Below are 12,689 nucleotides of genomic sequence, written 5' to 3'. Positions count from 1 at the left end.
ACTCGACACCGCAGCGGACAAACCCAACGACCCAACGGGCAAACACGGCAACGTAAACCGGACAGGATCACACGACACCAGCTTGCGGTTCCCGGCGGTCCCCAGTGTCGTGGAACCCCGCCGGTGATGACCCCTAATTGACGGTATCGCACCGGTAATCCACGTGGTGAGTGCCTCGGCTCCGTTCTACCTCGACGCGATATTCAATCGCTGACCGTGCTGGTCTTCTTGTACTGGAGTCCATATTGGACGGTATCCGAATATCGCCCGTGCCACGCCGGAACGCCACCCGCTCTTACCTGGACGCGACAACTTTTTTCGTCGATTTCGGCGGCAAGCTGGTGATTCATTTCAGCAACCACATCGTGTCTTGACCCGTATCGGGGCCGACCGACACTGAAAGAGTAGGGCAGGACATGACTACGAATCGAGGTGGTTTCGATGACGAAGCGCTCCTTGCGTCGCCCGATCATCGCCGTGCTATTGGCTGCGGCGGCAACCATCGGTGGAGTAGCACCCGCTGTTGCCTCGCCGAGCCCACCCACGAATGGGGGGAACGGTGCGGGGCAGAGCGGCCAATGCACCGGGCCGGCCGCCGACCGTCCCACGTCGTGCCAGAGTCCCGGCGGGGTGAGCGGCCGCTGAACTGTCATCAAGGGTGCCTCCGGACGTGTGTGGACATGCCCGGAGGCCCCTGCTACTGGGCCGGCGTTGCCTTGCCGTCTCACCGAATCTGCCGCAGTGGAGACCTGGTCCAGGAACGCCGCCCGGCAGCAGGTTCGCGAGTTGGCCGAGCGCATCCCGTCATCGCTGGCCCGGGCCGGCGCCAAGTGCCGCGTACCGACGAGCAACCCCAACACAGTTAGGTCAACAGCCGGCGCCACGAAGACCGGTACCTGCAGCTTCGACGCCAGAGTCAACACAGTGCCGAATCCGAAGAGGAACCTGAGCCCGATGACCAGTCCCATCGTGATCGTGTGACGAACCGGGCAACTGTCTGCGAGTTGGCGCTCATGACGGGCTCCCGCCCGGGCGCGCGAGCTCGACGCTCGCCTCGTGGTAGTCCTGCCGGGGGCACCGATCGCCGTCGCGAATAGTCCACTGGGAGCCTGCCAGAGCGGCGGCGCCGACGGTGCCAGGCTTGGGCTGCTGTACACCGTCTCATCCTCGTCGATGCCGGGAGAACCTCAATGTCCGCTGATCCCGGGATCCGGCGGCCGGTCACGTACGAGCGCTCCGGCGATCGCCCGCAGGTCCGTGACCGCCTGCTCATTCGTCGCCTGCCGCTCTCGACGCCACTGCTCGGCCGGCGCGAGCCGCGCCAGTACGTCGGCGGCATGCTCTTGCACCCGCTTTGGGCTCGCGCCTCCCGGTGTGGTGCGGCCCGCCACGAGTGCCGCCGCGTCGGCACATCGGCCCACCATGGCCGGGTCGGGACCGAGCGGCGCGCCGGTCACCTCGCGTGCCGCATCGTCCACGGCATCCGCGGTGAGCTGGGTGGCGCCGCCCGCGATCGCTGCCGCGATCGCGCGGCCCACGATCCGATATGTGGTGCGGTAGTCGATGTGGTGGTCGCGGGACAATGACTCGGCAAGGTCGGCCGCGCCGACGAAGTTCTCCGCCGCGATGGCCCGCATCGCCTCCGGCCGCGGCCTCAGCCCGCGAACGACGGCCGTGCCGAGCCGGAGCAACCGGCCAGCGAGGGAGAGGGCGCCCGAGACCTCCCCGTAGGCGTACAGCCAGTTGTCGGTACGGGCCGACGGCGTGCGTGCGGTGGTGACCAGCCCGGCGAGCCTGCCGTGCAGCGTGCCCGCCCCACCGCGGAGCACGGCGAGCGCGTACGGGTTTCGCTTCTGCGGCATCAGCACGCTTGCCCGGCACAGCGACGCGTCCAGCTCGACGTAGCCGAACGCTGGGCTCGCGAAGATCTCAAAGTCCTCCGCCAGCTGGTCCACCGTCAAGGTGGCCTGCACCGCGGCGGCCACGGCGTCGAGGAGCGCGTCGACCGACCACATCGCGTCCCGGGTGTGCCGGCCGGCCTCGGTGAAGCCGAGCAGCGAGGCGACTCGCTCGGAGTCGAACGCCACCAGTGTGCCGCCCGCGCCGCCGGTGCCTGCCGGGCACACATCGGCGAGCCGGTAGGCGGCCTCGAGCCGGGCGAGGTGACGGACCGCCTGCTCGGCCAAGCCTCCGAGGTAATGGCCGAACGTCGACGGCTGCGCCGGCTGGAGGTAGGTGCTGTCAGCCCACACCGTCGAGGCGTGCTCTGTGGCCCGTCCGGCGAGCGTGGCCGCGAAAGCCGCCACATCGCGGTGCAGGTCGAGCAGCAGGCCCCGCAACGCGAGGCGAAACGCGATTCGCCCGGCCTCGCGGCGGGTTCGGCCGAGGTGCAGCCAGCCCGCACCAGGCCCGAGCAAGCGGGCCAGCTCCCGCTCCCGGCTGTTGTACGCGTCGCCGTAGGTCGCGTCGTACGGGAACGCCTCGGCGTCGGTATCCAGCAGTGCGAGCAGGCGTTCGACCAGCGGGGCGGCCTGCGCCCAGCCGAGTGAGCCCGCCTCCACCAGTGCGACGAGATGCGCGAGGTCGGCGAGCGACAGGCCGCGGTGCAGCAGCGGCGCGTCCGCGATCTCCAGCTCGTAGCCGGCCTCGACGAGCTCCGGCGCCGGGCCACCGGTGATCCGGGCCTCGGCGCCGAGGTACCCCTCCGGCGGTTTCACATCGCACCATCCATTCCTACCGCGGGCGCGGCGAATAACGTGCCCGCTCCGCCACCGGCCACGAACACCACAGGTCCGGGGACCGTGGCGCGCTCGGCGATCAGGGCGGCCATTGCCTTGGCACCGAACACGGGGTCGAGGAACACGCCCTCCGTGACGGCCACGAGCTCGGCGGCCCGCTCACCCGCCCGCGACGGCATGCCGTACCCGGGGCCCAGCCAGCCGTCACGCACCACGACATCCGGGCACGCGTCCGCGCCCGCGAGTGCGACGGCACCGGCGGCGAGTTCGGCGACCCGGCGGCGGCATTCGTCGGCGGGCCGGCTCACGGTGACCCCGACGACCTGGTACGGCGCGCCGGCCATGGCCGCGCCGGCGGCCAGGCCGGCATGCATGCCGCCGGACCCGGTGGCCACCCACACTGTCGCCGGCGGTCCGGGGCACTGCGCGGCGAGCTCGGTGGTGGCCCGCACGTATCCCAGCGCTCCCAAGGGCGTCGCGCCACCGCGCGGCACGACATAGGGGCGGCGGCCGGTTGCCCGCAGTCGCGCAGCCACCTCCGCTATGCCGTCGTCCACAGTGGACCGGTCCGGGCGGCCGGTGAAGTGCAGCTCGGTGCCGATTCTGTGGTGCAGCAGCAGGTTCCCGGTGGGCGCGGGCCGGTTCCCGTAGCACACCACGTATGGCCGCAAACCGGCTTGGCGGGCGGTGAGGGCGGCCAGGACGGTCCAGTTGGACTGTGGCCCCGCGCCGGTGACCAGGCAGTCGCACCCCTCGCGGAGAGCGTCGGCGAGCAGGTACTCCAGGCCCCGCACCTTGTTGCCGCCCAGCCCGACGCCGGTCAGGTCGTCGCGCTTGAGCCATATCTCGACACCGAGTTCGGCGGAAAGGCGTGGCGCCCGCTGCAATGGGGTGGGCGCGACCACCAGCGGCAGCCACGGCGGGTCCAGGACGCCGGTCATCGCTTCGTCCTTTCGAGGACCCGGTCGACCAGTGCGGGTGCGGCGCCGAGCGCGCCGTCGACGTCGAGGAGCCGGTCCAGCTCGGCATCCCCCAGCACGTCCAGCCTCGGATCGGCCCGCAGCGCCGTGCGGAAGTCGTCGCCGCGTTCGAGGCCGGCCATCGCCGCCTCGTACACGATCTCGTGGGCGGTGTGTTTGCCGAGCCGGCTCGCGAGCGCGCGCATCACGGGCTCGGACATCGGGTAGCCGCGTTGTGCCTCGAGATTGCGGCGCATGCGCGACTCGTCAACGCGCAGCCCGGCGAGCATGCGGTCACCCAGCGATGCGGCCGCCGCGGCCGCGAGGCAGGCCTCGGGCAACAGCGCCCACTCGGCCTTCCAGGACCGGGCGTCGCGCTCGTGCTCGCACACCATGCCCTCGATGGCAAGGCCCGCCTGCGCGCGGACCACTTTGGACAGTGTGACCAGGTGCTCCGAAAGCTCCGGGTTACGCTTGTGCGGCATGGTGATCGAGCCGACCGTGCCGCGGACGGAGGCCTCGCGCACCTCGCCCAGCTCGGGCCGCTGCAGTTGGTAGACCTCGTTGCCGATCTTGGCGATCGTGGCCGAGCCGGCCGCGAGCACCCACACGAACTCCGCGACCCGGTCCCTGGCGGTGAGCCAGGGGATCTCCGGTGCCCCCAGGCCGAGCTCCGCGGCGAACCGGTCCAGCAGTGGCAGCGCGCGCTCGCCCCAGAACTCCATCGTGCCGAGCGCCCCACCGAGCTGCACGACCTCCCACCGGCGCCTGCCCTCGGCGATCCGGCACAGCGTGCGGTCCAGCTCCGCCGCCCACACCGCGGCCTTGAAGCCGAAGGTGACCGGCAGCCCCGGCTGGCCGTGGGTCCGGCCGCACATGGGGCTCGTCCGGTACCGCTGCGCGAGATCGAGCGCGTGGTCGCGCACGTTCGACAGGTCGCGCACCAGCATGTCGCCGACGGCGCGCATCACGATCGCCGTCCAGGTATCGGTGATGTCCTGCACGGTTGCGCCGTAGTAGACCCACTCGCGGGCGGACTCGGGCAGGACGCGCCGCAGCACGCGGATCAACCCGAGCGTGGAGTGGCCCGTCTCACGCGTCTCGAACGCCACCTGGTCCAGGTCCACCAGCGACACGTCCGCGTACCGCCCGATCGTGTCCGCGGCCGATGCCGGGACGACCCCGAGCGCCGCCTGCGCGCGGGTGAGTGCCGCCAGGATGTCCAGCCAGGACTGGGTCCTGCCCTCGTCGTCGAACAGCGCGCGGGCTTCCGGGGTCGCCCAGAGGTGGCCGTAGATCCGCGAGTCGGCCGGATGGGCACTCATCGGGCCGGCTCCGCGAACGCGGCCTCGGCCACGCCACACAGCCGGCGCAGCGCGGCCCGTACCTCGTCCATGGTGGATCCCCATGGCACGACGGCGACGTTGCCGGCGACCTCGATGCCCCGCTCGCGCAGGCAGCACTTGGTGAGCAGGAGGTCGTCGCCCACCGCCCTGGCCCGTGGGCACAGGTCCACCGTGGCCGGCTCGTCGCCGTAGAAGTGGCGGTGGAACTGCCTGCTGCGCTCGCAGCCGATCAGCAGCCAGTCCGCCCGCTCGGCGGGCCGCGTATCGAGGAAGCTGACCGCGCCGGGCAGCTCGACCCCGCTTCCCCGGCAGGGCAGCAGGTAGTGCGCCGCCCGGCGCGCGTCGGCGAGCTCGCGGATGTCCACGGCGTCCAGCACCAGCTCGATCGGGGGCAGGTCCTCGTCGAACGCGATCGCCTGCTGCGCCATGGCGAAGAGCTTGGGCGGCTCCGGCGGCACCACCTCGGCGACCCGCAGCCGCACCGGAGCGGGCCGCCAGATCACGTTCACGTGCTCGAACCGCCCGCGCACCACGTAGGCCAGCGCGCCGTCGGCGCGGTGTGCCGCCGCGGCCGCGGCGAGCGCGGTGGCGTTGCCGACGTCGACCGACGGATCGTCCACCCACACCGTCGTGTCCGGAGTGGACAGCACGCGCAGTTCGGCGACAGGCGAGAACAACGACTCCCGTTCGCGCGCCCGCACCGCCACCAGGGCCGCGTCCGAACCGTTGCGCAGCACGAGGAACTCGGTGCGCCGGTACACCTCCCGGCCGGTCAGCAGCGCGCTGATCGCCGGCTCGGTCAGCGGCACCGCCACCTCCTGCACCGACAGTCCCCGGTAGGGCCGCGTGATGTGGTTGGCCCTCGGCTCGGGGATCATCCGAACGCTCCGACGGTCGTCGCGGCGGTGTCCGCGCGCAGTCCCAGCCGGAGCGTTTCCAGCGGCAGCACCGCCGACGGTTCGACGTTGCCGAGGCTCACGTCGGCCCCGAGCGCGCGGACGAACCACGTCTGCTGTGCCTTCGTTGGTGCCTCGAAGATCAGGTTCTCCGGGCCTACGCGGTCGACCACAGCCGCGACTACGTCCTCGCGTATGCTCTGGTCGGACCGGTAGAGGCCGACCGTGCCGCTCTCGCGCCCCTCGGCGACCACCCAGCGCGCACCCGCGTCGAGGTCGCGCGCCATCTCCTCGGCCCACTGCCGGGCGTGTACCGGCCGGGTGCCGTCCTTGGCGCCGGTCTCGGCAAGCACGGTGAACTGCCCGGAGAGCTCCTTGATCAGGGCAAGCTTGTCGTCTGGGTCGAGCAGGCAGAGCCCGTTGGAGACTTCGAGGTGGGTGATGCCGACGGACAGCGCCCACGACCGCAGCTCGTCCACCCGGCCCTGCCGGGCAGCCACCTCCAGCAGCGTGCCGCCGAGACAGACCGACACACCCGCGGCCGCGCACGCCGCGGCCCGCCGGGACAGGGTGGGGTCGACGTAGCCGATGCCCCAGCCCACCTTCACAATGTCGATCAGATGCGCGACCTGAGACAGCAGCGCGTCAGTCGCCGCCGGTGTCAGGCCCTTGTCGAGCACGTGGGTGATACCGCGTGCCCGCGGTTTGACCGCTCTTTCGGGCAGGTCGAGGAAACCCGGACTGTTCGCCACGCTGCGCCTCCAGAATATGGGTTCTTGATCGACGGTAGGCAACAGACGGCGGAACTTCCTTGTCCTGGCGGGACGAGGTTCTCGCCGGGGTTGGCCCTCAGCGCACGCGCAGGTGCCAGTCAACGGCGACGCACCCGTGCGGGCCCGCCAGCACGGGGTTGAGGTCCAGCCCGGTCACCGGCGGATGGTCCGTCATCAGCCTGCTGACGGTGGCGACGAGCTCGGCGACCGCGGTGACGTCGACGGGTGGCGCGCCGCGGACCCCGTCGAGCAGCGCGGCGCCGCGCAGCGACCGCAGCAGGTCGTGTGCCTCGGCCGCGGTGACCGGGGCGAGCGCGAACCGGACGTCTCCAAGCACCTCGACGTGCACACCGCCCAGCCCGACCATGACGACCGGGCCGTACCCGGGCTCGCGGGTGGCGCCGACCACCAGCTCCAACCCGTGCCGGCGCGGCTGCACGAGCAGCGGGGCGCGGCACGGCAGGACGAGCAGCTCGGCGGCGGCCGCACGCACGTCCATGGGAGACAGCCGCACGCCGCCGACGTCGGTCTTGTGCGGCACGTCGAGCTTCAGCACCACGTCGCCGCCGAGCCGTGCGGCGGCCGCCGCGGCCTCCTCCGGCGAGGAGCAGCGAACGGTGTCCACGACCGGGATCCCGGCCCCGCGCAGGAAGTCCGGGACCTCCTCCGGCCGCTCGGGTACCGGTCTCCGAGACGGCGGGCCGTCAACCCGCGCGGGCTCGGCCCGGGACGCCGTCGAGGTCAGGCCGGCCGCTGAGCGGACCGCGGCGCCGACGGCCGCGGCGGCCCGCTCGGGCCACGGCAGGCACGGCACACCGCCCGCCTGCAACAGGTCCGCGGCCGCCTGCTGCCCCCGGCCGGCCACCCAGCACGGGTACACCGGCACCGCGAGCCCCGCTACCGGGTCCAGCAGCGCCTCGGCCACCTCGGTCGACGCAGCGCGCGCGAGCAGTACCGGCACCAGCACGTCCACCTCGCCCGACTCGGCGAGCAGCCGGAGCGCCGCAGGGTACAGCTCGGGGAACCGCCGCCACACCGGTGTGATGTCGACCGGGTTCGCCGTGCTCGCGTACGGCGGCAGCAGCTCGGCGAGCCTCGCCCGCAGCCCCGGGCTGAGCTCCGGCACCGACAACCCCTCGTCGGTGAGCAGGTCAACCAACTCGACGCCGGTTCCGCCGGAGTTCGTCACCACCCCGACCCGCGGCCCGGTGGGCAACGGTTGTGCGGCGAGGAGCCGGGCGGCGTCGAGCATGCCAAGCCCGGTGCGAGTGCGCACGACCCCGGCCTGGCGCAGCAGGGCGTCGCGTAGCGCATCGTCGCCCGCGAGCGACGCCGTGTGGGAGGCCGCCGCGCGGCGGCCGGACGCGCTGCGGCCGGTGACGGTGGCCAGCACCGGCTTGGCCGACGCGGCGGTCCTGGCCACCGCGAGGAAATCCCTGGGGTCCGGAATGGACTCCAGCAGCAGGCAGATCACGGTCGTCGCCGGGTCGTCGGCGAGGTACCGGAGCACGTCGGTCGCGGTGAGGTCGGCCGCGTTCCCGGCGGCGTAGACCTTGGCGAACCCGATCGACTCCTCACGGCCGAGCGTGTGCGCGGCCATCCCGTACGAGCCGGACTGCGTCACCAGGCTGATCCCGCCGCCCGGGGGCAGCCCGGCGGCGATGGAGGCGTTGAGCGGCAGATCGCAGTTTTGCACGCCGAAGCAGTTCGGCCCGACCAGGCGGACCCCGCCGGCGCGGGCCGCGTCGACGGTCTCGCGCTGCAGTGCGGCGCCGGCGGGCCCGGTCTCGGCGAACCCGGCGCTCAGCAACACCGCGGCGGGTAGTCCGCGCGCGGCCGCCGAACGGATCACCTCGGGGACCGCGTCCGCGGCCACCGCGACGACGACGAGGTCAAGCTCTCCCGGTACGTCGGTCAGGTCCGGGTACGCCGGCCGGCCGTCCACGGTGGCTGCCCGGGAGACGGGGACCACCTCTCCGGGGAACCCGGCCAGGTTGTCCCACACCAGCCGGCCGACGGTGCCCGGGCGGTCGGACGCGCCGACCACCGCGATTCGGCGCGGTGCGAACACCGCGTCGAGCGGGTCTGTCAGCATGCGCAGCTCGTCTCACCCGGCGTGCCGAAGGTGCGGGCCAGCTCCCGCTCCGCGAACTCCGTGCGGCGCACGCCGAGCGAGTCGACGGCACGCAGCGCGGCGAGCTCGGCCGCCGACGGCGGCGACACCGGGCGCAGGTCTCCCGCGACACGAAGCTCGAACCCGGTCGCGGCACGCACCTCGTCGACCGTGACGTCCGGGAAGATGCGGCACAACCGGGCGTGCCCGTCGGCGTCGTAGTCGAACACACCGAGCTCCGTGACCAGCCACTGCGGACCGCTGCCGGTAAAGCCCAGCTCGGCGCGGGTTCCTGCCGACGTGCGATGGCCCATATCGGTGTTGAAGTCGCACGCCGGCACCAACGCCCGGCCGGAGCGATGCCGCGTGCACCACAGGGTCAGGGCGCCGACCGTCGCGGCGAGATTGCAGCCGCCCCCGCCACCCCCGAGCTTGACCTTCGGCCGGTCGGCGCCGCCGATCGCGGTGACGTTGGTGTTGCCGTAGCCGTCGATCTGCCCACCGGAGAGGAACATCCGGTCCACGTCGCCGCGCATCGCCGCGTCGAAGAACTCCTCGAACCGCATGCTGTAGACCGCGCCCCGGCGCAGGCTCTCGTCGTTGCCAGTGGGTGGGATGAACGGCGGGTCCGGGTTGATCGCGTACGTGGCGCCCTCGACCAACACCATGTCCCGGGCGTGGGTCCGGCGGGCCACGTGCATCGCCACCTGCGCGCACGGGCTGCCGAAGCCGTGGAACACGGTCTCGCCGGGGCGGATCGTCCTGGCCAGCAGTGCCACGAACCACTCGTCGAGTGTGTACGTCACCGGAACAACTCCTTCCATGCCTGCGTGGACTCGCCCCAAGCGGACAGCTCGCGCAGCCGCGCGGCGCCGACCGCATGCCGGTAGTCCTCTTCGGACTCCGCGTCGTAGACGTAGGTGCGCAGGTACTTGACCAGCGCGTCATCGCCGCGTTGCGCGGCACCGGCGTACTCGGCGAGGTGCGCCCGGTCATAGGCGTAGTTCGGGTAGCTGGAGCACGGGTGCGCCCCGAACGGGACCTCCGCCAGCGCGGCCACCAGATGTGCCGGGATCGTGACGCCCGCGGCCACGACCTCGTCGGTGGGCACCACCCGGTCGACGGTGGCCACGACCACCCGCGACGCGCCGGCGAACCGCTCGTCGAGCACGTACGGCTGCTCGAGGTGCAGGTTGCCGTAGCGGTCGCCGAACGGCGCGTGCAGCAGCGCGACGTCGGGCCGCAACGCCGGCACCGCGACCAGCACCTCACCGGTGAACGGGCAGGTCACCTGGGCGTACTCCGGGTGCAGCGTGAGGATGTCCGAGCCCCGCACGCCGCGCACCGGCAGGAACGGCAGGCCCATCTCGGCGGCGCGCAGCTGGGTGAGCATGGTGACGCAGCAGCTTTCAGCGATCTCGATAGTGCCCGCCTGCGCCGCCGCCCGGTAGGCGGGCGCGAGGCCGAGGTCCTGCTCGAAGCCGACGTAGCTCTCTTCGCAGCGGCGCACCGCGCCGGCCGCGACCAGGAGATCCACGTCGATGGAGTGCGCCGAGCCGACGACGTGCAGCTCCCGGCGCCGCTGCCGGACCAGTTCGCGGACCAGCGCCATTGGCAGTCGGGCGGACAGGCCACCGCCGAGTGCCACGGTGGCGCCGTCGGTGACGTGTGCCGCCGCGTGGCGTAGCGGCACCCGCTTGTCCCGGTGGGGATGCAGGCCCATAGGTCATCTACCTCGCTTCCCGCCGCGCTGTGCGGCGACCGCGACCGGGTCGTAGACCGGCGCGAACGGTGGGGCGTAACTGAGATCCAGCCGGGTCAGGTCGGCGATGCCGAGCCCGGCGTACAGCGCGGTGGCGACCACGTCGATCCGTTTCGCCACGCCGTCCCGCCCAGCCATCTGGGCACCGAGCAGCCGCCCGCCCGGCTCGTGCACCAGGCGGACGAACAGGGGTTCACTGCCCGGGTAGTACTTGGCGCGGGACCGGGACTGCGCGTCGGTCGCCACAGCCGCGATCCCGGCCGCGTGCGCTTCGGTGAGGCTCAGGCCGGTTCGCGCGACGTGCAGCTCGAACACCTTGACCGCGGCGGTGCCCACCACGCCGGGAAAGCTCGCGTCGCCGCCCGCCGCGACCATGCCCGCGACCCGGCCCGTCTTGTTGGCCGCCGGGCCGAGCGGCATCGGGGCGGGCCTGCCGAGCACGCGATGGTGGTGGGCGACGCAGTCCCCGGCCGCGAACACGTCGGGCACGCTGGTCCGCATGTGGTCGTCGACGAGGAGCTCGCCGCTCGGCAGCCGGTCCGCCGCCGCGAGCAGCGCGGTCGCCGGGCGGATTCCGACGGCGACCACCACGAGGTCGACGTCCAGGCGTTCCTCGCCGTGCTCGTCTCCGATGACCGCAGTGAGCCGGTCGGCGTGCGGCTGGATACCGCCCAGCCTCCTGCCCGGCAGCAGGCGGACGTGCCGGCGCAGCTCCCCGGCCACCAGCTCCGCCACCGGATCATCCACTGTGGACAGTACCTGCGGGAGCGCCTCGACCACGGTGGTCTCGGCGCCGCGCTCGACGAGTGCCTCGGCCGCCTCCAGCCCGACGTATCCCGCGCCCACCACCAGCGCGCGGCGGACACCGGCGTCGAGCAGCTCGCGCATCCGGATGGCGTCGGCCAAGGCGCGCACGGTGAACACCCGGGGGTCGTCCAGCCCGGGCAGGCGCGGCACGACCGGCTCCGCGCCGGCCGCCAGCACCAGCGCGTCGAAGCCGACCATCTCGCCGGCTGCGGTCCGCACGTGGTTCGCCTCGATCCCGGTCACGGGCGTGCCGAGCCGCAGCTCGATGCCCCGCGCCAGGAACTCATCCGGGGGATAGGCGAGCAGACGCTCCGCCCGATCCACGACACCGCCGAGGTAGTAGGGGATGCCGCACATGCCGTAGGCCACGTGGTCGCCCGCCTCGAAGACGGTCACGTCGAGGGCCGGGTCGGTACGCCGGGCCGCGGTCGCCGCCGACATGCCGGCGGCCCCGCCGCCCACCACCACGAGTCGTGTCACCTGCGACCTCCTTGTCGCCGAGCCGGCCATCCGGTGCTCACTGCGAGGTCATGCCCCCGTCGGCGGTCAGCACGGAGCCCGTCAGGAACGACGACTCCTCGCTGGCCAGGAACAGCGCGGCTGTGGCGATCTCCGCCGGGGTGCCCAACCGGCCGATCGGGTACTTGGCGACCGTCATCGCGAGGCCGCGCTCCATGTCGCCACCGCCCCGGGCCCGCAGCATCGGCTCCATCAGTGGCGTGTAGACGGTGCCAGGGCACAGCGCGTTCACGCGGATCCCGCGCGGCGCGAGGTCGACCGACATCGACCTCGTCAGCGCCACCACCGCGCCCTTCGACGCGCAGTACGCGGCGAAGTTCGCCACGCCGACCAGCGCGGCGACGGAGCCCTGGTTCACGATCGCGCCCCGGCCCGCGTCCACCATCACCCGGGCGGCCGCCCGGGAGCACAGGAACGTGCCGGTCACGTTGACCGCGAAGCACCGGTCCCAGTCCTGCTCGGTCGCGTCGAGCACCGAGCCGGAGCTGTTCACGCCGGCGTTGTTGTAGAGCACATCGAGGCCGCCGAACTCCCGTGCCACCTGCTCCGTCGCCGCCGCGACCTCCGGTTCGCGGGTGATATTCGCCGTCACCGCGATCGCCTCGCCGCCCGCGGCGGTGATCTTGGCGGCGGTCTCCTTTGCCGCGGCGCCATCGATGTCGAGCGCGCCGACCCGCGCGCCTTCCGCGGCGAACAGTTCCGCCGCCGCGCGACCGATGCCCGAGCCCGCGCCGGTGATCAGCGCGACCTTCCCGTCCAGCCTGCCGGCCATGTTT

At 72.6% G+C, this 12,689-nt stretch carries 11 protein-coding genes; all 11 read right to left on the bottom strand.

The genetic code is table 11. The annotated features are described in order from the left end of the window. Positions 1-203: 203 nt before the first annotated feature. On the bottom strand, positions 204-503 hold the full coding sequence (locus tag FG385_RS33805; RefSeq protein ID WP_160148742.1) for a hypothetical protein: 300 nt from the start codon (positions 501-503) through the stop codon (positions 204-206). A gap of 684 nt (positions 504-1,187) precedes the next feature. Then, positions 1,188-2,717, bottom strand: coding sequence for a lyase family protein (locus FG385_RS07540; protein ID WP_139095878.1), 1,530 nt, complete (start codon positions 2,715-2,717; stop codon positions 1,188-1,190). Then, positions 2,714-3,679: a 1-aminocyclopropane-1-carboxylate deaminase/D-cysteine desulfhydrase gene (locus FG385_RS07535; RefSeq protein WP_139095877.1), complete on the bottom strand. Its 966-nt coding sequence runs from the start codon at positions 3,677-3,679 to the stop codon at positions 2,714-2,716. Before FG385_RS07535 ends, FG385_RS07540 begins: the two co-directional genes overlap by 4 nt. Beyond that, entirely contained in the window at positions 3,676-5,022 is a 1,347-nt protein-coding gene (xcbD, locus tag FG385_RS07530; protein ID WP_139095876.1) for a 3-sulfopropionylcysteine synthase XcbD, read from the bottom strand. The genes FG385_RS07535 and xcbD overlap by 4 nt, the downstream gene beginning before the upstream one ends. Beyond that, positions 5,019-5,921: a DUF7714 family protein gene (locus tag FG385_RS07525; RefSeq protein ID WP_139095875.1), complete on the bottom strand. Its 903-nt coding sequence runs from the start codon at positions 5,919-5,921 to the stop codon at positions 5,019-5,021. The genes xcbD and FG385_RS07525 overlap by 4 nt, the downstream gene beginning before the upstream one ends. Continuing rightward, positions 5,918-6,691 carry a phosphosulfolactate synthase gene (locus FG385_RS07520; RefSeq protein WP_139095874.1) on the bottom strand — a complete coding sequence of 258 codons (774 nt, stop codon included), beginning with the start codon at positions 6,689-6,691 and terminating at the stop codon, positions 5,918-5,920. The genes FG385_RS07525 and FG385_RS07520 overlap by 4 nt, the downstream gene beginning before the upstream one ends. Before the next feature lie 97 nt (positions 6,692-6,788). Then, positions 6,789-8,807: an acetate--CoA ligase family protein gene (locus FG385_RS07515; protein ID WP_139095873.1), complete on the bottom strand. Its 2,019-nt coding sequence runs from the start codon at positions 8,805-8,807 to the stop codon at positions 6,789-6,791. Then, positions 8,801-9,631 (bottom strand): CoA-transferase subunit beta, encoded by an 831-nt coding sequence (locus tag FG385_RS07510; protein WP_200834338.1) that lies wholly within the window; start codon positions 9,629-9,631, stop codon positions 8,801-8,803. The genes FG385_RS07515 and FG385_RS07510 overlap by 7 nt, the downstream gene beginning before the upstream one ends. Continuing rightward, positions 9,628-10,548 carry a CoA transferase subunit A gene (locus tag FG385_RS07505; protein ID WP_139095871.1) on the bottom strand — a complete coding sequence of 307 codons (921 nt, stop codon included), beginning with the start codon at positions 10,546-10,548 and terminating at the stop codon, positions 9,628-9,630. The genes FG385_RS07510 and FG385_RS07505 overlap by 4 nt, the downstream gene beginning before the upstream one ends. A gap of 3 nt (positions 10,549-10,551) precedes the next feature. Next, the gene (locus tag FG385_RS07500) at positions 10,552-11,874 is read right to left on the bottom strand and encodes an FAD-dependent oxidoreductase (RefSeq protein ID WP_200834337.1); all 1,323 of its coding nucleotides are present in this window, start codon (positions 11,872-11,874) and stop codon (positions 10,552-10,554) included. Between the two features lie 37 nt (positions 11,875-11,911). After that, positions 11,912-12,685 (bottom strand): SDR family NAD(P)-dependent oxidoreductase, encoded by a 774-nt coding sequence (locus tag FG385_RS07495; protein ID WP_139095869.1) that lies wholly within the window; start codon positions 12,683-12,685, stop codon positions 11,912-11,914. Positions 12,686-12,689 lie beyond the last annotated feature (4 nt).

The organism is Amycolatopsis alkalitolerans, from assembly GCF_006152065.1.
Lineage (GTDB): Bacteria > Actinomycetota > Actinomycetes > Mycobacteriales > Pseudonocardiaceae > Amycolatopsis_E > Amycolatopsis_E alkalitolerans.
The sequence above is the reverse complement of the archived record's forward strand: the minus strand, read 5'-3'. Positions and strand labels throughout refer to the sequence as shown.

Bases quoted from the DNA above. Each gene is read 5' to 3' on its own strand.
- FG385_RS33805 (WP_160148742.1), bottom strand. From the start codon at position 503: ATGGTTGCCGCCGCAGCCAATAGCACGGCGATGATCGGGCGACGCAAG.
- FG385_RS07535 (WP_139095877.1), bottom strand. From the start codon at position 3,679: ATGACCGGCGTCCTGGACCCGCCGTGGCTGCCGCTGGTGGTCGCGCCC.
- xcbD (WP_139095876.1), bottom strand. From the start codon at position 5,022: ATGAGTGCCCATCCGGCCGACTCGCGGATCTACGGCCACCTCTGGGCG.
- FG385_RS07525 (WP_139095875.1), bottom strand. From the start codon at position 5,921: ATGATCCCCGAGCCGAGGGCCAACCACATCACGCGGCCCTACCGGGGA.
- FG385_RS07515 (WP_139095873.1), bottom strand. From the start codon at position 8,807: ATGCTGACAGACCCGCTCGACGCGGTGTTCGCACCGCGCCGAATCGCG.
- FG385_RS07505 (WP_139095871.1), bottom strand. From the start codon at position 10,548: ATGGGCCTGCATCCCCACCGGGACAAGCGGGTGCCGCTACGCCACGCG.
- FG385_RS07495 (WP_139095869.1), bottom strand. From the start codon at position 12,685: ATGGCCGGCAGGCTGGACGGGAAGGTCGCGCTGATCACCGGCGCGGGC.